15 protein-coding genes are annotated in these 23,438 nt (G+C 67.5%); 8 read left to right on the plus strand and 7 right to left on the minus strand.

What is annotated here, in order from left to right; all coding sequences use genetic code 11:
- Positions 1-51 precede the first annotated feature (51 nt).
- Complete coding sequence (locus tag ACFVTE_RS10495; protein ID WP_387100004.1) at positions 52-1,494, plus strand: HNH endonuclease; 1,443 nt, start codon at positions 52-54, stop codon at positions 1,492-1,494.
- Between the two features lie 140 nt (positions 1,495-1,634).
- On the opposite strand, the gene ACFVTE_RS10500 is transcribed toward ACFVTE_RS10495, so the two are convergent.
- Together ACFVTE_RS10500 and ACFVTE_RS10505 are read right to left on the minus strand one after the other, a co-directional pair.
- Positions 1,635-4,178, minus strand: a complete 2,544-nt coding sequence (locus tag ACFVTE_RS10500; RefSeq protein ID WP_387100008.1) for an MMPL family transporter — start codon at positions 4,176-4,178, stop codon at positions 1,635-1,637.
- A 1-nt stretch (position 4,179) separates the two neighbouring features.
- Positions 4,180-4,932 (minus strand): TetR/AcrR family transcriptional regulator, encoded by a 753-nt coding sequence (locus tag ACFVTE_RS10505; protein ID WP_387100011.1) that lies wholly within the window; start codon positions 4,930-4,932, stop codon positions 4,180-4,182.
- A gap of 187 nt (positions 4,933-5,119) precedes the next feature.
- Here ACFVTE_RS10505 and ACFVTE_RS10510 point away from each other — a divergent pair, with 187 nt between their 5' ends.
- Positions 5,120-5,689 (plus strand): hypothetical protein, encoded by a 570-nt coding sequence (locus ACFVTE_RS10510; RefSeq protein ID WP_387100510.1) that lies wholly within the window; start codon positions 5,120-5,122, stop codon positions 5,687-5,689.
- Positions 5,690-5,758: 69 nt separating this feature from the next.
- Here ACFVTE_RS10510 and ACFVTE_RS10515 read toward each other — a convergent pair whose 3' ends face one another.
- From ACFVTE_RS10515 to ACFVTE_RS10535, 5 genes are all read right to left on the minus strand, one after another.
- On the minus strand, positions 5,759-6,463 hold the full coding sequence (locus tag ACFVTE_RS10515) for an alpha/beta fold hydrolase (protein WP_387100014.1): 705 nt from the start codon (positions 6,461-6,463) through the stop codon (positions 5,759-5,761).
- Between the two features lie 120 nt (positions 6,464-6,583).
- Positions 6,584-7,990: a dicarboxylate/amino acid:cation symporter gene (locus ACFVTE_RS10520; RefSeq protein ID WP_387100017.1), complete on the minus strand. Its 1,407-nt coding sequence runs from the start codon at positions 7,988-7,990 to the stop codon at positions 6,584-6,586.
- A 275-nt stretch (positions 7,991-8,265) separates the two neighbouring features.
- Positions 8,266-9,951, minus strand: a complete 1,686-nt coding sequence (locus ACFVTE_RS10525) for a DUF885 domain-containing protein (RefSeq protein ID WP_387100020.1) — start codon at positions 9,949-9,951, stop codon at positions 8,266-8,268.
- A 110-nt stretch (positions 9,952-10,061) separates the two neighbouring features.
- On the minus strand, positions 10,062-10,289 hold the full coding sequence (locus tag ACFVTE_RS10530; RefSeq protein WP_387100023.1) for an acyl-CoA carboxylase subunit epsilon: 228 nt from the start codon (positions 10,287-10,289) through the stop codon (positions 10,062-10,064).
- Positions 10,286-11,869, minus strand: coding sequence for an acyl-CoA carboxylase subunit beta (locus ACFVTE_RS10535; protein ID WP_387100026.1), 1,584 nt, complete (start codon positions 11,867-11,869; stop codon positions 10,286-10,288). The genes ACFVTE_RS10530 and ACFVTE_RS10535 overlap by 4 nt, the downstream gene beginning before the upstream one ends.
- A gap of 229 nt (positions 11,870-12,098) precedes the next feature.
- On the opposite strand from ACFVTE_RS10535, the gene ACFVTE_RS10540 reads away from it, so the two are divergent.
- The 6 genes from ACFVTE_RS10540 to ACFVTE_RS10565 all read left to right on the plus strand — a co-directional run bounded on the left by ACFVTE_RS10540 (position 12,099) and on the right by ACFVTE_RS10565 (position 23,387).
- A complete protein-coding gene (locus ACFVTE_RS10540) occupies positions 12,099-12,995 on the plus strand; it encodes an SDR family oxidoreductase (protein ID WP_387100028.1) in 897 nt (298 codons plus the stop codon).
- Between the two features lie 182 nt (positions 12,996-13,177).
- Positions 13,178-14,194, plus strand: coding sequence for a biotin--[acetyl-CoA-carboxylase] ligase (locus ACFVTE_RS10545; protein ID WP_387100031.1), 1,017 nt, complete (start codon positions 13,178-13,180; stop codon positions 14,192-14,194).
- Positions 14,187-14,786 carry a PH domain-containing protein gene (locus tag ACFVTE_RS10550; RefSeq protein ID WP_387100034.1) on the plus strand — a complete coding sequence of 200 codons (600 nt, stop codon included), beginning with the start codon at positions 14,187-14,189 and terminating at the stop codon, positions 14,784-14,786. Before ACFVTE_RS10545 ends, ACFVTE_RS10550 begins: the two co-directional genes overlap by 8 nt.
- Complete coding sequence (locus ACFVTE_RS10555) at positions 14,776-15,981, plus strand: adenylate/guanylate cyclase domain-containing protein (protein WP_387100036.1); 1,206 nt, start codon at positions 14,776-14,778, stop codon at positions 15,979-15,981. Before ACFVTE_RS10550 ends, ACFVTE_RS10555 begins: the two co-directional genes overlap by 11 nt.
- A 280-nt stretch (positions 15,982-16,261) precedes the next feature.
- The gene (locus ACFVTE_RS10560; RefSeq protein ID WP_387100039.1) at positions 16,262-22,351 is read left to right on the plus strand and encodes an Ig-like domain-containing protein; all 6,090 of its coding nucleotides are present in this window, start codon (positions 16,262-16,264) and stop codon (positions 22,349-22,351) included.
- A gap of 64 nt (positions 22,352-22,415) precedes the next feature.
- Entirely contained in the window at positions 22,416-23,387 is a 972-nt protein-coding gene (locus tag ACFVTE_RS10565; RefSeq protein ID WP_387100042.1) for an AAA family ATPase, read from the plus strand.
- Positions 23,388-23,438: the final 51 nt, after the last annotated feature.

Genomic DNA, 23,438 nt, shown 5'->3' on the forward strand with positions numbered 1-23,438 from the left:
CGTCGCCGTGACCTCGCTAAAAATGTCGGACCCCCTTGGCAGACTTGGCCCATGGAAGGCAGTCGGGAGCCGGTGACGGCTGAAGTTACGGATGAGGTTGGAATTAGGGACCTGATCAGGTCCTTGGCCGGTATCCGCATGCTTGCCGATGATGCCGGACTGATTGATCAATTGCGGGACCTGGAAGAGCTGAAGTCCGCCGTGGCGGGGCTCCAGGCCCGGATCGCTGCCACATTCGATGCCCGGCAGCGGCAAAATCAGGCAGGGACTGGGCCGCAGGCCGGGCTTGCGATGCTGACTGCCGAGGACCTCGGCAAAGACCGCGGAAAGGAATGCCGCATGGACTCGGCGGCGCAGATTGCGCTTGCCCGGGGCGAATCGCCGCACCGCGGCGGCCGCCTGCTGGGGATGGCCAGGGCCCTGGTCAGCGAGATGCCGCACACTCTGGCCGCACTGGAGACCGGACAGTTGAATGAAGAGCGCGCCACCCTGATCGTGCGGGAGACAGCATGCCTTAGTGCCGCCGACCGGTCCGCCGCCGACGAGGAACTCGCCGCAGACACGGGAACCTTCAAGGGTGCAGGAACCCGGGCGATTGTCGCCGCAGCGAGGGCTGCGGCCATCCGGCGGGATTCTCGCTCCGTCGCGCAGCGGGCGAGCCGTGCGGTGTCCGAGCGGTCGGTGAGTATCCGGCCGGCCCCGGACACTATGGTGTACCTGACGGCCCTGCTGCCAGTTCACGAGGGCATCGGCGTATACACGGCATTGACCCGGCACGCCGATTCTCTCCGCGCCGCCGGGGACCAGCGTAGCCGTGGGCAGATCAGCGCCGATACCCTGGTCGAGTGGACCACCGGTACCCCGGGAGGGATTTCCGGTGTGAATGTCCACCTCGTCATGACGGACCGAACCCTCTTTCAGGGTGACAGCGAGCCCGCCAGGATTGCCGGCTACGGCGTTGTCCCGGCTGCCTGGGCGCGGTCGATGGTGACCGGCGAACAGGCCGGGGGAGATCAGGAGCTCAAGGCTTGGGTCCGCCGGCTGTACACGGCGCCGGGGTCGGGTGATTTGGTGGCCATGGATTCGCGGAGGCGGCTGTTCCCGGCACCGTTGCGCCGCTTCATCCAAATTCGTGACGACACCTGCCGGACGCCCTACTGCGACGCTCCCATCCGGCACCTCGACCACATAGTCCCGTGGCACGACGATGGACCCACCAGGCTCGGCAACGGCGCGGGCGTGTGCGAGGCGTGTAATTACACCAAAGAAGGGCCTGGCTGGAAAGCCCAACCCAGATCCGGCCCGAGGCACTCCATAGAAATCCGGACTCCGACAGGCCACACCTACCACTCCACCGCGCCACCCCTCCCGGGGGCGGAGAGTGACGCGTCGAACGCGGAAGCCTGCGGAGGCAGGCGTGAACTCCGGCGTCATGCAAAGGTGCGCATGCGGGGGCGGAGGGTAGTCGGCGGGCACGGCGCTCTCGCTGCCTGAAACACGGGGGAGGGGCGCTGACCGCTTAATCGGTTGTTAGGGCCTTAATCGATTGTTAGGGCGCCGTGCAGACAGAAAGCCGCCCGCCGATCCAAAGGATCAGCGGGCGGATTTCTCGTATCCACTGCTGCCGTCAGCGGTCAGCTGGCCGGAACCTTGGCGGGTTCGGCTGCAGAGGCGCTGGCCGCCGTCGTGCTTTGCTTGCCGAGCTTCGCGCCCTCCACGTCCACGTCCGGCAGGATGCGGTCCAGCCAGCCCGGCAGCCACCAGGCCTTCTCGCCGAGGAGGTACATGACCGCCGGAACGATGGTCATGCGGACCACGAAGGCGTCCACCAGCACGCCGAATGCCATCGCGAAGCCGAGCGGCCGGACCATGTTCAGGTGCGAGAAGATGAAGCCTGCAAAGACACTGATCATGATGATGGCGGCGGCGGTGACCACGGCCGAAGCGTGGCTGAAACCGGAACGGACGGCGTGCTTCGCGGACTCGCCATGCATGAAGGATTCACGCATGCCCGAAGCGATGAACACCTGGTAGTCCATGGCCAGGCCGAACAGCACGCCGATCAGGATGATCGGCAGGAAGCTCAGCACAGCGCCGGGGTTGTCGACGCCGAACACCCCACCCAGCCAGCCCCACTGGTAGACCGCCACCACGGCGCCGAAGGCGGCCGCCAGCGACAGCAGGAAGCCGCCGGTCGCCAGCAGCGGCACCACGATGGAGCGGAACACCAGCAGCAGCAGGATCAGCGACAGCCCCACCACGATCGCCAGGTAGGACGGCAGCGCGTCGCCGAGCTTCGTGGACACGTCGATGTTGCCTGCCGTCTGCCCGGTCAGGCCGATGCCGACCCCGGTGGAGTCCTTGATCTCGGCGCGCTCGGCGCGGATGTCGGAGACCACGTTGACGGTGCTGGCGCTTGCCGGCCCCTCCTTCGGGATGACCTGGAACACCGCGGTCCCGCGGTCCTCACTGAGTGCCACCGGAATGACGGCGGTGACGTTGTCCGTCTCCCGCAGGATGTCCGCGACGTCCAACTGCTTGGCTGTTGCTTCGGACTCGCTCAGGCCGTCCGGGAAGTCACCCACCACGATGATCGGTCCGGTCATACCTTCGCCGAAGCTGCGCTTGGTGGCGTCATAGGCCTTGAAGGCCTGGGAGTCGGCAGGTTCGGAGCCGCCGTCGGGCAGGGCAAGCCGCAGCTGGGCGGCGGGCAGGGCCACAATGCCCAGTGCCAGGACGCCGGCCAGCATGGCCAGCACCGGGTGCCGGGTGACCAGTCCGCCCCAGCCGTGGCTGCTGCGGTGTTCGTCCTTGGCGCGGTCCTCGGCCTCGCGGTTGGGGTCGGCATTGTGCCTCTCGGCCTTGGCCCAGGCCCGCCTGGAAATCAGCTTGCTGCCCACAAGGGAGAGGATGGCGGGCGTCAGGGTCAGGGCGACGAGGACGGCAACTGCAACGGTTCCGGCCGCGGACACGCCCATGACGCCCAGGAACGGAAGGCCCGGGACTACCAGGGCAGCGAGGGCGATGATGACTGTCAGGCCGGCGAATAGCACGGCGTTGCCGGAGGTTCCGGTGGCGCGGGCCACCGACTCTTCCGGGTCCATGCCTGCCAGCAGCTGCCCGCGGTGGCGGTTGACGATGAACAGCGAGTAGTCGATGCCGACGGCCAGGCCCAGCATGAGGGCGAGCATCGGGGAGATGGAACTCATGTCGATGAGGCTGCTCAGGGCCATGGTGCCGCCAACGCCCACCGCCACGCCGATCACGGCCATCAGCAGCGGCAGCCCGGCGGCGACGAGTGTGCCAAGCATGATGATCAGGACCAGTGCCGCGACCGCGATACCGATGACTTCAGCCGTGCCGAAGATCTCGGAGACGTCCTCGCTGATTTCCTTGCTCGGCAGCGCAGTAACGCCCGCAGCGGAGACCTCCTGCACGATGTCCTGGACTTCCTGGCGCACCTTGGGGTCCAGCCCGTTGATGGAGGTCTTGAACTGGACCTGGGCAATGGCAGCCTTGCCGTCCTCCGAGACGAAACGCAAGCCCTGCGACGCTTCGACCTGGCGCTTGGCCAGTGCCAGCCTGGCGGCGCCGGCCTCGGATTCCCTGGTTCCGGCGTCGAGCTTTGCCTGGCCGGCGGCCAGGGCGGCTTTTTCCTGGCCCAGCTGGGCCTCGATGGCCGATGCCGGGAGTCCGGCCGAGGTCATCTGCGCCTCCGCAGCGGCCAGCTGTTCCTTGCCGGCGGCCAGTTCCGCGGCGGCCTTGTCCAGCTGGGCCTTGCCCGCCGCTGCCTTTGCTTCGCCACTGGCCAGATCCTGGGCTGCCTGGTCCAACCGGGCCTGCGTGGTGAACGGGTCGACGGTTGCCCGGACGTCTGGGAGGGCCTCGAGCTTGGTCAGGGCAGCGGACACCGCGTCCTTGCCGGCTTGGCTGAACTGTGCCTCATCTGCCTGGAAGACAACCCCGGCCGAGCCGCCGGATGACGCCGGCAGCTCCTTCTGGAGCTTGTCGGCCATTTGCTGGGTTTCGGTGCCGGGAATCTGGAAGTTGTTGGACAGCGTGCCGTGAAAGGCCGCCGCTGCACCGCCGACTGCCAGCAAAACCGCGAGCCAGAGCGTGACGACGAGCCACCGGTGACGGTAGGAAAACTTACCAAGGCGGTACAGGAGAAGTGCCATGTCAGGACCGTTCTGCGTTGCGGGTGGAGGGATTGGCGGAGGATTTCTTCGGGCCCGCCGGTGGCCCGGCGAAGCCGGATCCGAGCAGGCCCATCGAATCGATGAGCAGCTGGCGGAGGATCGCCAGCGACGTGGGGGAGAGATCGGGTCCGCAGCGGCGGAACCATACGTCCATGGCAGCCTTGCCGCAGGAGACGACCGATCCGGCGAGGGCACGGACGTAGAGCTCGTCCTGGTCAGTCCCGGAGCCCTGCTCAGTCCGGGCGCCCCCTTGGGAACGCTCGCGGGCCGCTGCAACGATCTGCTCGGTGCAGTGGTCCCAGGCCTCGAGTTCGGAGCGTGCCATGAGCGGGTTGCCCTGCGTCAGCCCGAACAGCTCGGCCAGCGGCGCGACGGTCATTGGATCTGCCAGTTCGACCAGGGCGGCGCGGGCTGACTCGAGGATGGGTTCGTCTGCGGGACGCCGGCGGAACTGTTCGAGGGCGCTGTCCAGGAAGCCGTTGGTCACCGACGCGATGGCGGCCTCCGTGCTGCTGAAGTAGTTGAAGAAGGTCCGGCGGGAGATGCCAGCCGCTTCGGCAATGTCCTCGACCGTAAAGTTGCCCGGACCGCGCTGCCGCAGGAGGGCAAGTGTTGCGCCGGTTATTGCCTGCCTGGTGGCGGCCTTGTTCAGCTCGCGCCGGGAGACCGGCCCGTCGGCGCCGGCAGGGTCAGGGGCCGGTGGGGGAGTAGAGGAGGAAGTGGAAGTGGACACGCAGTTACACTACGTGCAAGTTTGCACTCTGCGCAACAGCTCCGAAGCGCCTCAGACTTTGGACGGCAACATTCACAGCGTCTTCACAGCCGGACAAGAGCAGTTCTTGAGGAGAAGGGTGCATCCTGTTGACGTGGCCGGCACGGCGGCAAGGATGCCTCAAGGCCGGTGGATCGAGGAGCGGACCATGGAGCGTTCAAAGAAAGTGGCTCTCGGACTGGGCGCTACTGCCCTGGCACTGGGCGCAGGATTCGGTGTCACCGGAATGGCAGCCGCGACAACAGGCACTCCCACGCCTTCCCCCGCATCAAGCAGCCCGGCCGGCGATCCTATGGACGTTCCGCGTTTCGACGGCGGCCCGCACGGGCACGGTCATGGATACGGACGCGGCCAAGGGGTCCTCAAGGGGGACGCCGCGGCGCTCGCGGCCAAGCTGGGCGTGGACCAAGCCAAGCTGGAGGACGCCCTGCGGGCATTCCGCCAGGCAAACCATCCCGGCGGCCCCCGCAGCGACGCCACCAAGCCGGACAAAGCCGCCAGGGAGGCGGCGCTGGCAGCCTCCCTGGCCAAATCCCTGGGCATCGATGAAGCCAAGGTCAAGGCCGCGCTCGAGGAACTCCGCACCCAGGCGCAGGCGGACCGTGCGGCTGCCCTGAAGGGCCGGCTCGATCAGGCCGTGAAGGACGGCACGCTCACCCAGGCCGAAGCCGACGCCGTCGCCAAGGCCGTGGAAAAGGGCGTGATTGGCGGCCGCTAGCGCCGCTCACACGCAGGCACAATACCAGCCGGACGCGGCAGGCGGGTGGGGCCTGGGCGGTACGCCCAGTCAGTTGGTCCGGTCGACGGCGGCGAGGATTGCCGCTCCCAGTTCTGCGGGCTTGGTGAACTGGGGCCAGTGTCCGGTGGGCAGATCCACCAGTTCCACATCGCGGATGCGGGCAAGCTCCTCAACGTAAGGGTGCCCGGCGTCCATCCACTCCGTCAGCAACGAGGACGGGAACTCGCAGGCAATCACCGTGGCCGGGACGTCGTACCGGCGGACATCACGAAGGTGCTGCCTGTCGCAGGCCACGGCCTTTGGCTGCGGGATGGACCGTGCGCGGAAATCTTCGCGCAGCCCGTCGTCGAGATCGGTGAGGTCGGCGTCGTCGAACACGTCCCAGGAAGGCAAAGGGATCTCATCACCGTCAGCCGGCAGTTCATCATTGATGACCCCGCCCTCGCCGAGCGGTCCGCTGTCCACGTACACCGCGCGCACGACGCGGTCCGGGCGCTCGTCAACGGCGCCATGGATGATGGCGCCGCCGCCGGAGTGGCCGACGAGGACCAGCGGACCCTCGATGCCGTCAATGGCTTCGACCACTGCGTTGATGTGGTCGCGGAGCCCGATGCCTGAACGCTTGGCGTCCTTTGCCTCGAGCCCCGGAAGGGTCAGTGCATGGATCTGGTGGCCGGCCTCCACTAACGGCGGAGTGACGCCGGACCAGGATGAACCATCGAGCCAGAAACCGGGAACCAGAATGATGTCCATGCCGGTACCCTACCCTTGCTCCCCGCCGCCCGGGCCTATTTAGGCGGGTGGACTTGGGCGCCGGACTTAAATGGGTGTGCCCCGGGGATGAACTCCCGGGGCACACGCATTCGGTCAAAATCAGGCCTTCGACCCAGCCAGTTCACGCTCGACGGCGGCGGGGGCCGCTTCCTCGCGGAAGGCCTCCCCGGTGCGCGCTGCGTTGTAGAGGGTCTCGTCGAGGATCCCCCGGCGCTTGGCCACGATCGTGGGCACGAGTGCCTGGCCGGCCACGTTCACGGCCGTGCGGCCCATGTCCAGGATGGGGTCGATGGCCAGCAGGAGCCCGACGCCGGCCAGCGGCAGTCCCAGCGTGGAGAGGGTCAGCGTCAGCATGACGACGGCGCCGGTGGTTCCCGCCGTCGCAGCGGACCCGAGGACGGAGACCAGGGCGATCAGCAGGTACTGGCTGAAGTCGAGCTGGATCCCGAAGAACTGGGCCACGAAGATCGCGGCGACGGCCGGGTAGATCGCTGCGCAGCCGTCCATCTTGGTGGTGGCGCCCAGCGGCACGGCGAAGGAGGCGTAGCCCCGCGGAACACCGAGGTTGCGCTCGGTGACGCGCTGGGTCAGGGGCAGTGTGCCGATGGAGGAGCGGGAAACGAAGGCCAGCTGGATGGCCGGCCACGCGCCGGAGAAGTACTGCTTGACGGACAGGCCGTGGCTGCGGACGAGGATCGGGTAGACGCCGAACAGCACCAGCGCCAGGCCGATGTAGATGGCCACGGTGAACTTGCCCAGCGAGCCGATGGTGTCCCAGCCGTAGACGGCCACCGCGTTGCCGATCAGGCCCACGGTGCCCAGCGGCGCGATGCGGATGATCCACCACAGCACCTTCTGGATGACGGCCAGCGCAGAGGCGTTGAGGGCGAGGAACGGCTCAGCCTGCTTGCCGACCTTGAGGGCGGCAACGCCGACGGCGATGGCGATCACCAGGATCTGCAGGACATTGAAGCTGACGGAGGTGGTCACGGCGCCGGAGTCGGTGACGGTGGAGCTGGCGCCAAGGCCGAGGAAGTTCTTGGGGAACAGACCGACGAGGAACGCCCACCAGTCGCCCTGCTTGCCGTCGTATTCCGCGTCGCCGGAGATGCCGGTGTTGGCTCCCGGCTGCAGGAGCACGCCCAGGCCGATGCCGATCAGCACGGCGACAAGCGACGTGATGGCAAACCACAGAAGCGTGTTCCAGGCAAGCCGCGCCGCGTTGGAGACTTCACGCAGGTTGGAAATCGAGCTCACCACGGCCGTGAAGATCAGCGGCACGACGGCGGTCTGCAGCAGCGACACGTAGCTGGAGCCGATGGTCTGCAGCGTGGCGCCCAGCCCGTTGGGGTTCGCCTTGGTGCTGCCGGTGTATTTGGCCAGCAGGCCAAGCCCCAGCCCGATGATCAGGGCCGCAATGATCTGGAAGCCGAAGGAACCTGCCCACCGGGGCAGCTGGAAGCCGGAACGCCCGGTCGCGCATGAAGTGCTTTGATTGCTCACCACAACAAGCTAGGCCGCATAAAATACAGCTTCCAGTGGACATTGAGAAATATTACGTGTCCGAATGAGCCTGCGATGGTCCCGATGCGCAGAAAATCGCCGTAAGGCCGGTTTCTTGTGAAGTTATTCCCGTGGGGTGTGTGGCAAACATCTCGCCGTCGCCGGGGAGTTTTCGTCCAGATATCGCGACCTGGACGGCCTTAAACTCGCGATATCTGGACAAAAACTCGGGTCCCCGGCGGGCATTGGTTTCGGCAGGCTCAATCAGTGGCGGCAGGTCAGCTGAGCATGGCGCGCTTGAGGGTGTCGAGGCCTACGGAGCCGATGTTCAGCGCCTTGGTGTGGAAGGCCTTGAGGTCGAAGTCCGGCCGGGCTTCGAGGTCGGCGCGGATCTGCTCCCACAGGCGCTGCCCCACCTTGTAGGACGGGGCCTGGCCCGGCCAGCCGAGGTAGCGTGCGAACTCGAACTGCAGGTTGCCCTCGCTGATGTCCAGGTTGGCCTTGAGGAAATCGAAGCCCTTCTCCGGCGTCCAGGTGCCCGTTCCCCAGCGTGCGGGGACGTCGAGTTCCAGGTGGACGCCGATGTCGAACACCACCCGGGCAGCCCGCATGCGCTGCATGTCCAGCATGCCCATGTGGTCGCCCGGATCCTTGAGGTAGCCGAGTTCCTCCATGAGCTTCTCCGCGTACAGGGCCCAGCCCTCGCCGTGCCCCGAGGTCCAGCAGACGTTGCGCCGCCAGCTGTTGAGCAGTTCGCGCCGGTAGACGGCGGTGGCCACCTGCAGGTGGTGTCCGGGCACGCCCTCGTGGAACACGGTGGTGGTCTCGGCCCACGTGGTGAAGGTGTCCTCGCCTGGGGGAACGGACCACCACATCCGCCCGGGCCGGCTGAAGTCGTCCGACGGCCCCGTGTAGTAGATGCCGCCCTCGTCGGTGGGCGCGATCCGGCATTCCAGCGTCTTCATGATGTCGGGAATCTCGAAGTGCACGCCGGCAAGGTCCGAGACAGCGCGGTCGGACAGCTCCTGCATCCACGCCGTCAGGGCATCCGTTCCCTTGAGCCGGCGGGCTGGATCGCTGTTAAGGATCTCCTTGGCCTCCGTGATGGAGGCGCCCGGTTTGATCTGCCCGGCCACCTGTTCCTGCGCGGCAATGATCCGTTCGAGTTCGTCAACGCCCCACGCATAGGTTTCCTCGAGGTCGACGGCGGCACCCAGGAACACGCGCGAGGCCAGGGCGTAGCGCTCCCGGCCCACGGCGTCCTTCTCCGGGGCGACGGGCAGCAGTTCCTCCCGCAGGAAGGCCGCCAGTTCGGTGTACGCCGCCCGGGCGGCGGCAGCACCGGCGTCGAGCTTCTCCTGCAGTTCCGCGGGCAGCGGGCCGTCCGCTGTTTTGGCGTCGGCGGCGAGCTTGGCGAAGAAGCCGTCTTCGGCGGCGTATTTGGTGGTCTGTTCGATCACGATCGACACCTGGCGCCGGGCCGAGACCTTGCCGTTGTCCTTGGCCGTCCGCAGGGACTCGATGTAGCCGCTGATGGCCGCCGGTACGCTGTGCGTGCGCCCGGCGATGTTGGCCCAGTGCTCCTCGGTGTCCGTGGGCATCAGATCGAAGATCGACCGGATGTTCTGCGCCGGGGAGTCGATGTTGTTCAGCTCGGCGAGATTCCAGCCGGAATCGTGGATCTCCAGCTGGAGGCCAAGGCGTTCGCGCAGGGCATCGAGGGTGACGGCGTCGACGTCGTCAACGGGCTCCAGACCCTCGAGAGCCTCCAGGGTCTTCCGTTCCGCCGTGGCGAACCTGCCGAGCCCGGCAGGGGAAAAGTCCTGGAACTCGGTGTCGTGCCCCGGGATGCCGAGCGTGGTGGCCAGGCTCGGATCCAGGGCGAGGAGCGTGTCGGTGTGGGCATCGGCGACGGCGTCGATGGCGGTCCGGGGGCGCGCCGGGGCGGCAGATTCATTAGTCACCCCATGAGACTAACGGCGGTCTTCCGGTTATGAAAGAGTCGCTGAACATTAGGGGCCTCCGCCGCGGGTTCCCTGGCCGAGCGGAGCGGGGTTAGGGAGGCGGTGGGGGTTCAGCCCCGGCTGCGCTTCCAGGCGCCCGGACCCGGCGTCGGCTCCAGCCGCAGCTGCTGCCGGCGCATCCACTGCCGGATGCTCGGCTTCTCCGGGCGGCCCGCCGAGGCGGAACCCAGGGAAAGTACGACGGCGGTAAGCGCCGCCAGTTCCTCTGGCGTCGGTTCGCCCTTGGTGACGGAAAACAGGATTTGGGCCGGCTCGGCCGCCGGATTCTGGGCGGTCACAGGGGGATGTTTCCGTGCTTCTTGGTGGGCAGGTTGGCACGCTTGTCGCGCAGCGCCCGCAGCCCCTTGATGATCTGCAGCCTCGTGTCCGACGGCGCGATGACGGCGTCAACGTAGCCCAGCTCTGCCGCCTGGTACGGGTTGAGCAGCTCTTCCTCGTACTGCCGGATCACGTCGGCGCGCTTGGCCTCGACGTCGCCCCCGGACTCCGCGACGGCGGCGAGGTCGCGCCGGTAAAGGATGTTAACGGCGCCCTGCGCGCCCATCACGCCGATCTGGGCGGTGGGCCACGCGAGGTTCAGGTCAGCCCCGAGCTTCTTGGAGCCCATTACGATGTAGGCGCCGCCGTAGGCCTTCCGGGTGATCACGGTCAGCTTGGGCACGGTGGCTTCGGCGTAGGCGTAGAGGAGCTTGGCGCCGCGGCGGATGATGCCCTGGAATTCCTGGTCCTTGCCCGGGAGGAAGCCCGGAACGTCCACGAGGGTGACGATCGGAATGTTGAACGCGTCGCAGTGGCGGACGAAGCGCGCCGCCTTTTCGGAGGCCGAGATGTCCAGCGTGCCGGCGAACTGCAGCGGCTGGTTGGCCACGATCCCGACGGTGTGGCCTTCGACGCGGCCGTAGCCGATGATCACGTTCGGAGCGTACAGCGACTGCATCTCCAGGAAGTGGGCGTCATCGACGATCTGTTCGATGACCTTGCGCATGTCGTAGGGCTGGTTCGCGGAGTCCGGGATCAGGGTGTCGAGGGTGAGGTCGTCCTCGTCGAGTTCCAGTTCCTGCTGGTGCTCCTGGACCGGCGCCTCGGAGAGGTTGTTGGAGGGCAGGAAGTCGAGCAGTTCCCGGACGAACTCGATGGCGTCGGCTTCGTCGGAGGCCAGGTAGGTGGAGGTGCCGGTGGTGGCGTTGTGCTGCCGGGCGCCGCCGAGGGTTTCCATGTCCACGTCCTCGCCAGTGACGGTCTTGATGACGTCCGGGCCGGTGATAAACATGTGGGAGGTCTTGTCCACCATGACCACGTAGTCGGTCAGGGCGGGGGAGTAGGCTGCGCCGCCGGCGCACGGGCCCATGATGAGGGAGATCTGGGGTACGACGCCGGAAGCGTGGACGTTGTTGCGGAAGATGTCCGCGAACATGGCCAGCGAGGCTACGCCCTCCTGGATCCTGGCTCCGCCGCCGTCGTTGATGCCCACCACCGGGCAGCCGTTGCGGAGCGCGAATTCCTGGACCTTCACGATCTTTTCGCCGTTGACCTGGCTCAGGGAACCGCCGTACACGCTGAAGTCCTGGCTGTAGAGGGCCACGAGACGGCCATCCACGGTGCCGTAACCCGACACGACGCCGTCGCCGAGCGGCTTTTTCTTCTCCATGCCGAAGGCGGTGGAACGGTGGACCGCCAGGGCGTCGAACTCCACGAAGGAGCCTTCGTCCACGAGCAGGTCGATGCGCTCGCGGGCGGTGTTCTTGCCGCGCGCATGCTGCTTTTCGATGGCTTCAGGTCCGGAAGGCTGCTCAGCACGGGCCTGGCGGTCGCGGAAATCGGCAATTTTTCCCGCCGTCGTGGTCAGATCGTGGCTCATGAAGTGTCTCCGGCTCTGTAGCTGTTGTGCTGTAGCTGTTCTGCTGTGGCAGCGTGACGGGGCGCTGGTTGCCGGCTTAAGTAGCATCCGTACAAATCCAAGGCCCTGATGGCTAGTCTAGTGACGCAAATTTCCGGGACCGCTGTAGGGTTCCTACAATTTTCGTCCGTGGCGCCGACGGAACCGCCAATGTTACTCGCGGGTAACAAATTGCGGCTAGAGTGTCCCTATGACTTCGAGCAGCGACGCTTACCCTGTTCCGGCCACACCCTACCGGGCCGCCGGCAGCCTGCGGGGCCGGACCATCCTGATGTCCGGCGGCAGTCGGGGCATCGGCCTGGCCATCGCCCGGCGCGCAGCGCGCGACGGCGCCAACGTGGTGCTGCTCGCCAAGACCGGAGAGCCGCACGCCAAGCTCGAAGGTACCGTCTACAGTGCCGCCGAGGAACTGGAGGCCGTTGGCGGTAGTGCCCTGCCGCTGGTGGGGGACGTGCGGAACGACGACGACGTCGCGCACGCCGTGGACGCCGCCGTCGGCCGCTTTGGCGGAATCGACGTCGTGATCAACAACGCCTCCGCGATCGACCTCTCGCCGACGGACGCCGTGGACATGAAGCGCTACGACCTCATGCAGGACGTCAACGTCCGCGGCACATTCCTGCTGTCCAAGCTGGCCCTGCCCGCACTGCGGAAGTCATCCGGCGGCCACATCCTCACGCTCTCGCCGCCGCTCAACCTTGACCCGACGTGGGCGGGGCGGCACCTGGCGTACACCATGGCCAAGTACGGCATGAGCCTGACCACACTGGGCCTCGCGGAGGAGCTCAGGAACGACGGCATCTGCGTCAACTCGCTGTGGCCCCGGACGCTGATCGACACTGCCGCCATCCGGAACATGGCCGGCGGCGAGTCGATGGCCCGGGCTGCCCGCGGACCCGAGATCATGGCCGACGCCGCCCACGCCGTGCTCACGGGGGCCGTCAACCAGGCTGGCACCACCGGGACCTTCAGCACCGGCAACTTCTACACGGACGAGCAGGTCCTGGCCGCCGCCGGCGTCACCGATTTCCGTCCCTACAGCCTGGGGGCTGCCGAAGCGGACCTCGTCCCTGACATCTTCCTGTGACAGCGCGAACGTACACTTGTGGCCCCTTTTCCATCCGGAATTGGGGCCACAAGTGTACGTTCGCGCTGGGCCTCTTCCCGTGGGCCGGCTTGTTTATGGTTTAGCTGGCATCTTCCTGTGAGCCGGCTTCTGACCACGGGCTTTCCCGGCCGGGAGGCCCGCCGAGTCGCTAGGATTCAACTATGGATGCCGCACGCCCTGACGATAGCCGTGGACCGCAGGAGAACCTGACCGGAGCGAACGGCCTGCCCGAGCGGCCTGCCCTGGACCGGGAGGCCCTGTCCGACGCCAACTTCCTCGCCGCCACCGGCATCGCGCAGCTGACGGTTGTGGACACAACCGGGTCCACCAACGCCGACCTTCTGCGGGCCGTGACCGCGGATCCCAAGGCCTGGCCCGACCTGGCAGTCCTGACGGCGGAGCACCAGACGGCCGCGCGCGGCCGACTCGACCGCGCCTGGGAAGCACCGGCCCGCAGCTCCGTCCTGGTCTCACTGGTGCTCCGGCCCGTCAATGCTGACGGCCGCCCCCTGCCCACCCAGACCTACTCCTGGCTGTCCCTCCTGGCCGCCGTCGCGCTGCGCGACGCGTTGGATGAGACAGCGGGAATTCCGGCTGACCTGAAGTGGCCGAACGACGTCCTGGTGCGGGGCGGGAAAATCGCCGGCATCCTCGCCCAGCTCGGCCCCATGGGTGACGGCTCGGTGCCGCCCGTCATCCTGGGCACCGGGCTGAACGTCACGCTCACCGAGGACGAGCTGCCCGTGCCCACGGCCACGTCCGTCCAGCTGCAGGGTGCCGGGACGGTGGACCGCACCGCGCTGCTGAAGAGCTACCTCTCCCGTTTTTGCACGCTGTACCGCAGCTTCTGCAACGCCGACGGCGACGCTACCGCCGGCCTGGCCGGCGGCCCTTCGCTGCACAAGCGCGTCGAAACGGCGATGGTCACCCTGGGCCAGCAGGTCCGCGCCCAGCTCCCCGGCGACCACGAGATCATCGGCCACGCGTCCCGGCTTGATGACTCGGGCTCCCTGCTGGTGGTGGATGCCTCCTCCCACGAGCACGTGGTGACTGCGGGCGACGTGGTCCACCTGCGGCCGTGGTCGCCGCAGGACCCTGACAAGCACAGCACCGGGACGCACAGCTCTGACAAGCACAGCTCTGGCAAACAGGGGTCCGGCGAAAGCGGATATGCGTAAGGAACTCCTCCCGGGCGAGCAGGTCATCGTGGTGACCCGCCCGCAGCCGCGGGTGCTGTTTATCCCGGCGGTGGTTTTCATTGTGGTGCCCGCCCTTGCTGCGTTCGCCTGCGCATGGATCATCCGCGGCGGCCTGTCCTCGCTGGCCCCCGCGATCACCGGGGAAAGGACGTTTTGGGCAGTGGCCGGCTGCGTGATTGCCGGCCTCTGGATTCTGTTGGGGTACTGCCTGCCGCGGCTGCTGCGGTGGCAGTCCACCCGGTACTTCCTGACCAGCCAGCGGGTCCTGGCGCGCCAGGGCACGCTCCGCCGCCGGGACCGGCAGGTTTTCCTGGTCTCAGTGCGTAATGTCACAATCAGCCAGTCGATGCTCCAGCGGATGTTGCGTTCGGGGAATATATCCTTGGATGCCGGGCACCATTTCGGCACCGTGCTGAAGGATGTGCCGGAAGTTGCCACCTTCCACAGGTTCCTGCTGGACGCCCTTGACGAGCTTCCGGACGAGGAACCCTTTGGATTGGGTCAGGCGCCGGATGTGCCCGACGCCCGGTTTCCGCGGGATGTGAGAGAAGGTGGAAGAGATGAACGATGATGATCAGCGCGGCGGCCAGGAGACACGCACGCAGGAGGCGGGCACGCACGAGGCCGGCACGCAGGGGACTGGCGCAGGCCAGCCCGGCACGCGGGAGAACGGCCACCGGGAGGTGACGGACGCCGTCGTCGAAAATCCGGCCACCGGCACAATGTCCGCGGAGCGCATTGCGGCCAAAGCCCTCGAAGCCAGGCTTCTGGGCGGGGAACGCAAGCTGCGCCGCCGCGAGGTGGCCGCCGGCGTGGGCCTGTCGCTGCTCTCGGCGCGCAAGCTGTGGCGTGCCCTGGGCTTCCCCAACTGGGGCGACGACGACGTTGCCTTCACGGAACGCGACCTGGCCGCCCTGTCCACGGCGGTGGGCATGGTCCGGGCCGGAATGCTCACCGAGGAAGCCGCCATCTCGGTGACCCGCGCCATTGGGCAGATGACGGACCGCATGGTGGTGTGGCAGATCGAGGCCCTGGTTGAGGACATGGTGCACGAACAGGGGCTGACCGACGCCCAGGCCCGCAAGCGCCTGGTCCATGAGCTGCCGGCGCTGGTGGACCCGCTCGAGGAGATGCTCGTCTATTCCTGGCGGCGCCAGCTCAACGCCGCCGTGCAGAGGCTGGCTGTCCGGGCGGAAGCCGGCCTGCAGGCCAGCGAGGAAGGCCGCGAAGGGGACGAGGACGATGCCCCGCTGCCGCTGGCGCGTGCCGTGGGCTTCGCCGACCTGGTTTCCTACACGAGCCTTTCCAGGCGGATGAACGAGAAAACCCTGGCCAAGCTGGTGCAACGGTTCGAGAACAAGTGCGCCGAGATCATTTCCGTGGGCGGTGGCCGGCTGGTGAAAACCGTGGGCGACGAAGTCCTCTATATCGCCGAGACACCGGCTGCGGGCGCCGAAATCTCCCTCGCCCTGGCCGAGGCTTTCACCCGGGACGAGATCCTGCCGGAGGCACGCGTTGCCATGGTCTGGGGACGCATCCTCTCCCGCCTGGGCGACATCTACGGCCCCACCGTCAACCTTGCCGCGCGCCTGACCACGCTGGCTGATCCGGGTACCGTACTGGTGGACTCGATGACGGCGGCGGCGCTGGACCAGGACGAGCGGTTCGTGCTCATTCCCCAGGACGTGGAGAACGTCAGGGGATTCGGCGAGATCCAGCCGGTCATCCTCGCGAGGGGACGGGGCAAGGGACTGGTGCTGGACTAAGGCGGTTGGATTTGCGCTCCCGGCCCAAGCCCGGCCGACAGGGCCGGCGTGGGCAGTCCTCCCCATCGCCCGGACGGGACCGCGCGGGTAGGCTGGCCGGGTAAGCGACGGCCATAGGGCTGTCCTTGGACAAGCCGCCAGCGCCCATGTAATAGTCGAGACTCGAAAATCGTTCCGGCGTCTCTATGGGGGAGTGGCGGAATGTCACCGGCCCGTGATGAACATCAGGGGCCAGCAAGCCGCGCTCAGGCGGCTTTGATTTCGGGGGAATAATAACGCTGTGTCAACTTTGTTCGGCAAGCTGGGGCTGAGGAAACGCCGCAACACGATCGTCACCGGTACCGTGTTTTCCGCTGCCGCCGCAGCGCTGGTGGCCGGTGCCGTGATCTACCCGGGGTTCAAGACCACCGAGGTGGACCTTAACGACGGCGGCGTCTGGGTGGTCAGCAAGGCCCGCAACGCCGTCGGCCGGCTCAACTACCCCTCGCGGGTTCTCGACGGTGCCGTGACCCCGGCCAGCACCACGTTCGATGTCCTGCAGAATGCCGGCAAGGTGTTCGTCGACGACGAATCCGGCTCCACCCTGAACCAGGTGTCCGCCGCCAACATGCGGCTGGGCGGCGACAAGAAGCTTCCCGGCACCGCGCAGGTGAGCTTCGGCGCCGACGTCATCTCGGTCACCGACCCGTCCGACGGCAAGATGTGGGCCATGTCCCCGTCGACCGTCAACGCCTTCGACGAGGAGTCCAGCGAGCCCGCCGTGAAGGGTTCCCCGGGCCTCGTGTCCGCCGTCGGCCCGGATGACCGCATCTATTCCGCGGACCCGAAGTCCGGGCAGCTGACCGTGACCACGGTGGACGCCGCGGGTGCACCCACCCACACCGAGTCCAGCGCGTGGGACGGGCTGAAGGGAGCCGGGGACCTCCAGCTCTCCGTCGTGGGGGACCAGCCTGTGGTCCTGGATTCAGCCGCCGGAAAACTGTTCCTGCCCGGCGGGCGCGAGGTGCCGCTGGCCGACGCGCGGGAGGCGAAGCTCCAGCAGTCGGGCCCGGCGTCGGACTACGTGGCCGTGGCCACCGGCAAGGCACTCCTCAAGCAGCCTCTCAATGGCTCTGCCGCGAAGACCGTCACCTTCGGCGGCCAGGGCGTGCCGGCAGCGCCGGTGCAGCTGGGCGGCTGCATCCACGCGGCGTGGTCCGGGGCCAACAAGTACGTCCGCGACTGCGCGAACGAGGCCGACAACAAGAACGTGGCCGTGCCCAAGGCCAGCGCGTCGCCCAGCTACGTGTTCCGCGTCAACCGGGACCTCGTAGTCCTCAACGACGTGAACTCGGGCAACGTGTGGCTGGTCAACCAGAACATGCAGCTGGTCAACAACTGGGACGACGTTGTCCCGCCCAAGAACCAGGCTGACGACCCCGATGAAGAGTCCGCCGACGACAACACCATCAACGTCCTGCCGGACCGCACCAAACCAAACCGGCCCCCCGAAACGAAACCCGACGTCGTCGGCGTCCGGCCGGGGCGCACCACGGTCCTGAGCGTCCTCGACAACGACTCCGACCCCGACGGCGACGTTTTGACGGCGTCGCTCGGTACGGAAGGCCCGCAGGCCGGCAGCATCGAGAGCATCTACGGCGGGTCCGCGTTCCAGATCACGGTGCCGGCCGACGCCGCGCCGGGGACCGAGACCTTCGACTACACCGCGGCGGACGGCCGCGGCCTGTCCGCCGGCGGCAAGGTGAGCCTGAACGTCGTCGGACCGGACGAGAACCGGCCCCCGGCCTTCAAGCGCGGCGACCCTACGACGCTCCTCGTGGAGCAGGGCAAGACCGTCAGCCAGAACATCCTCACCGACTGGGCCGATCCCGACGGCGACGACCTGGTCCTGATGTCAGCCACCGCCGACAACGAACAGGACCAGGTCAAGGTCCGCCGCGACGGCCTGCTCACCTACCAGGACTCCGGCGCGTCGGCCGGCAAGAAGAACGTCACGGTGACCGTCTGGGACGGCCGCGCCACCACCACGGGCAAGGTGGTGGTCAACGTCCAGCCGCCGGGAGCACTCGCTCCCGTGGTCAACGCCGACCACGTCACCGCCGTGGTGGGCCAGGACCTGGTCATCGCACCGTTGAAGAACGACGTCGATCCCAACGGCGGCGCCTTGCGCCTCGCCCAGGTGGAAGCCAGCGGAGCCGCAGAACTGGGCCCGGTCACCGACGGCGGCACCTTCACCTTCCGCAGCCGCACCCCGGGTCCGGTCTACCTGACGTACCTTGCCAGCAACGGGCCGCAAAGCAGCCAGGGCCTCATCCGGGTGGATGTGGAATCCGGCAAGGACACCGGAAATCCCGTCGCCGTCCACGACGTGGCGCTCCTGCCGGTGGGCGGCAGCGTGCTGCTGGACCCGCTTGCAAACGACTCCGACCCGTCCGGGGGCGTCCTGGTCCTGCAGTCCGTCGCCGTGCCGGAGAACGCCACTGCCTCGGTCAGCGTGATCGACCACAGCGTCCTGCGGATCACCGACATCGCCGGCACCAAGGACCCCTTCCTGTTCCGCTACACGATGTCCAACGGCAAGTCGTCCGCCACGGGAAGCGTCTCGGTGGTGCCCGTTCCAGCCCCTGCCGTGGTGGAGGCGCCGCAGCCCAAGCCCGACGAGGTCAACGTCCGCGTCAACGACGTGGTGACCATCCCGGTCCTGGACAACGACACCCATCCACAGGGCGAAAAGCTGACTGTTGACCCGGTCCTGCCGCAGGCTGTTCCGGCGGAGGACGGCAAGAGCTTCGTCTCGGAAAACACCCTCCGGTTCATCGCCGGCAGCCAGCCCAAGACCGTGCGCGCCATCTACAACGCCGTGGACCCGCAGGGCCAGAAGAGCGCCGCCGCCGTCACCATCCACATCCTGCCGTTGGAAGGCGCCGAAAACTCCCGGCCGCAGCCCAAGAACCTGACCGCCCGCGTAGTGGCCGCCGGCACGGTGCGCATCCCCGTGCCGCTGGACGGCATAGACCCCGACGGCGACTCCGTCCAGCTGACCGGCATCGACAGCACGCCCGGCATGGGCACCGCGACGGCGGGCAGCAACTTCATTGACTTCGTCGCGGCCGGAAACGGCGCGGGAACCGACACGTTCCGCTACAAGGTGGTGGACCGCCAGGGCGCCGTGAACACCGGCACCGTCACCGTGGGCATCGCACCCCGCAGCGATACCAACCAGAAGCCCACCCCCGTGGATGACCAGGTCAAGGTCCGGCCCGGACGGCAGATCGCCGTCGACGCGGCCGGCAACGACACCGACCCGGACGGGGACCTGATCCGGATCCTCACCGACGGCATCGAAGCCGATGCCGCACTCAAGGCCACGGTCAGCAAGCAAAGCGGCCGCATCCTGCTGCAGGCACCGGCCACCGAGGGCACCGTCAACGTCCGTTACACCGTGGCCGACGAACGCGGCGCCTCCGCGCAGGCAGCCATTCGGATGGTCGTGGACAGCAACGTCCCGCTGCAGGCACCGATCGCCCGGGACGACCGGGTGACTTCAGCGCAGACGCTCGGCAAGACCGCCGTCGACGTCCCCGTCCTCAAGAACGACGAGGACCCTGACGGCGTCGGCGAGAACCTGAAAGTCAGCAGCAGTGCCGACACCGCGCGCCCGGGGCCGGACGGCAACGTGATCGTCGAGCTGACCGGGCAGCCCCAGCTGGTGCCCTACACGGTTGAGGACGTGGACGGCCAGAAATCGACGGCGATCATCTGGGTGCCCGGCCTCGGCCAGCAGGTTCCCACCCTGGCCAAGGACGAGGTCCTCGAAGTGGTGGCGGGCCAGTCCGTGACCGCCGACCTCGCCGAGTGGGTCAAGGTGCGTAACGGCCGCACGCCCCGGCTGACCCAGGCCGACCGGATCAAGCTCATCGGTGCGGACGGCGGCAACCCGGTGGCCGGCAACGGCACCGCCGTCAAGTACACGGCGGACAGGGACTATGTGGGCCCCGGATCCATCACCTTCGAAGTGACGGACGGTGCCGGACCGGACGACGCCGCCGGACTCAAGTCCACGCTGAGCATCCGCACCAAGGTGCTTCCCGACCCCAACCGGAACAACCCGCCCGTGCTGCTCGGCGGCTCGGTGGATGTTCCGCTGGGTGACTCCGCCTCGGCAGACCTTGCGAAGCTGACCACGGACCCGGACGGGGACGACGCCGCGAACATGAAGTACGAGATCGCCGGCGCGGTACCACAGGGCTTCAACGCGGCCATCGACGGCGCCACCCTGAAAGTCTCTGCCAGGGACGGCGCGCGGACAGGCGACGGAGGCGCCGTGCAGGTGACGGCCAAGGACCCGCGCGGCCTTGAATCGACTGCCACGTTCCGGCTCGCCTTGACTGCAACCAACCGCGCCAAGCCCGTCGCCAACGACGACGTGGAGGAAAACGCCGCGGCCGGCAAGCCGGTGACCGTCAAGGTGCTGGCGAACGATTCCAACCCGTTCCCGGACACCCCGCTGAAGATCATCGGCGTCGCCACGGAAACGGGGCAGGGCACTGCCGCCATCAGCGGCGATTCGGTGACGGTGACGCCATCGGCCGGGTTCTCCGGCACTCTGATTGTCTCCTACACCGTGGGGGACAAAACCGAGGACTCGTCCCGGTACGCCACCGCCCGCATCCGGCTCACGGTCAAGGACGAGCCGCTTGCCCCCACCACGCCCCTGGCGCAGAGTGTGGGGGACCGGACTGCGCTGCTCAACTGGACGGCGCCGGCGGACAGGGGTTCGCCCATCACCAACTACACGGTGTACGGCGAAGGCGGCTACAAGCAGGACTGCCCGGCCAACTCGTGCACCCTGAACAACCTGGTCAACGACACCAAGTACCACTTCCAGGTGACCGCGACGAACGAATTCGGAGAATCCGACCGGTCCCCGGCATCCGCCGAGGTCCGGCCCGACGTCAAACCCGAGATGCCGCTGGCTCCGTCCCTGAAGTTCGGCGACAAGCAGCTCTCCATTGTTTGGAAGGCACCGGCCAGCAAGGGTTCGCCGGTCAAGTCCTACGATCTGGAAATCTCACCGGCACCCAGCGGCCAGAACCCGCAGATCCAGAACCTGACCTCCACCAGCTACCTCTGGAAGGGCCTCACCAACGGCGTGGCCTACAAGGTGCGCGTCCTCGCCCGGAACGACGCCAAGGACCCCTCGGAGTGGAGCACCTACTCCGCGGCGGAGGTGCCGGCCGGCGTCCCGGTGACGCCGGCTGCCCCCACCGCCGCCGGCGCCGGCTCGGTGGGCAACCAGTCCCAGCTCAATGTCAGCTGGACCCCGCCGGACAATAATGGCGACGCCGTCTCCGCCTACACGCTGACCACGCTGCGGGGCGGGGCGGTGGTCAAGAGCCAGAAGGTGGCCTCCGGCACGTCCCTGAACGTCACGGTGGACAACTCCGAGGCGGACTACGCCTTTACGGTTTCCGCCACGAACAAGGCCGGCACATCCGGGACCAGCGCACAGTCGGCGCCGGTCCGGGCCGCCGGCAAGCCTGGCACCGTGAACGGCGGAACCGTACGGGCGAACGGGAAGGACGGACAGCTGGACGTTACGTTCACGCCGCTCACCCAGGCGCAGCGGAACGGTTCACAGGCGTCGGAGATCAGCTACCGCTGGTCCACGGCGTACGGATCAGGCCCGATCAGCACCGGCGGCGGGACCATTGGAGGCCAGCCGAACGGCCGGGACGTGACCGTCAACATCATCGCCGCCTCCAGCAAAAACAATGTCTCCGGCGATGGCAAGGCCATCGGCTCGGGCAACCCCTACGCGCCGCCGAACGCGCCGAATGTGGCTGGACAACAGTCCGCCAAGGGCGACGGCGATGTGCACTGGACCTGGAACAACCCGGCGAGCAACGGGCGTGCCATCAAGCGGTTCGAAGTGAGCTTCGATGGCGGCAACTGGATCAGTGTGGGACTCAGCAACCGGTACGACCGCGCCGCGGGAGGCTGGGACAAATCGCACACGTTGCGGGTCCGGGCGTTTACCGTGGTCTACGGGCAGGCCGGCAGTGACACGGCTACCAGCGGCGCGGACCCGACGCCGCCGCTGACGGAGGTTCGAGTCAAGCGGTCCGACAATAACAGCTGCCCGGGCAAGCCCGGCGTCCCTGACCGGTACAACGCCGCCACGCGCAGCTGCGGCGGCAGCGACGCCAACTGGGTGTCCTACTCCGACGGCTGGATCGCCACCCCCTGCTGGTCCGACATCTACAACAACGGAAGCCGCTGGTACCTGATGAACGGCGGACCGCACCCCGGCTGGTACGTCAAGGGCATCACCGTGGACATCCGGGGCCCGGGGGTGGGGCAGTGCTGACCGTGCCGACCCACCGTCTGCTGAGTACGAACATGCCTGCAATGACACAGAAGAGGAATCAACCATGACCATGACAAGCGAGCAGGCCGACTGGTTTGCAGGGACGTTCGAGAAGCTCGTCGCCAATGTGGGCCAGGCCGTCCTGGGCAAAGCCCACGTCATCCGCCTGACCTTCACCGCGATGCTCGCCGAAGGCCACGTCCTCTTCGAAGACGCCCCGGGCACCGGCAAGACCTCCCTGGCCCGGGCCCTCGCGGCCACGGTCCAGGGGTCCAACAGCCGCATCCAGTTCACACCTGACCTGCTGCCCTCGGACGTCACCGGCGTGACCATCTACGACCAGAAGACCCAGCGGTTCGAATTCCACAAGGGACCGATCTTCAGCAACATCGTGCTCGCCGACGAGATCAACCGGGCCTCGCCCAAGACGCAGTCGGCGTTGCTGGAAGTCATGGAGGAGTCCCGCGTCACCGTGGACGGCACCACCTACGAAGCCGGCCGCCCGTTCATGGTGCTGGCTACCCAGAACCCGATCGAGCAGGCAGGCACCTACCGGCTGCCGGAGGCCCAGCTGGACCGCTTCCTGATCAAGACCTCCATCGGGTACCCGGACCACGCCTCCACCGTCCAGCTCCTGGGCGGCACTAACCTCAAGGACCGGTCCCGGGACCTGCAGCCCGTCATCACCACACAGGCCGTGGCCGACATGGCGGACCTTGCCGCCACGACGCACGTCGACACCGCGGTGCTGGAGTACATCTCCCGGCTCTGCGAGGAAACCCGCAACGCTCCCGAGACCCGCCTGGGTGTGTCCGTGCGTGGCGCCCTCGCCATGGTCCGTGCGGCCAAGGTCTGGGCCGCGGGCCAGGGGCGCAACTTCGTCCTCCCGGACGACATCAAGGACCTCGCCGCCGTCGTCTGGACCCACCGTTTTGTGATGGACCCCGAGGCCGAGTTCTCCGGGGCAACGGCCGAAGCCGTTCTGGGACGCGTTCTGTCCGATGTCGCGGCGCCGCAGCAGCGCGCGGCCGTCTAGCGTGCGGCCGTCCAAAGTGCAGCGGCTTAAGGTGCGGCTACCTAAGGTGCA

The sequence above is a fragment of the Arthrobacter sp. NPDC058097 genome (assembly GCF_042884885.1).
Lineage (GTDB): Bacteria > Actinomycetota > Actinomycetes > Actinomycetales > Micrococcaceae > Arthrobacter.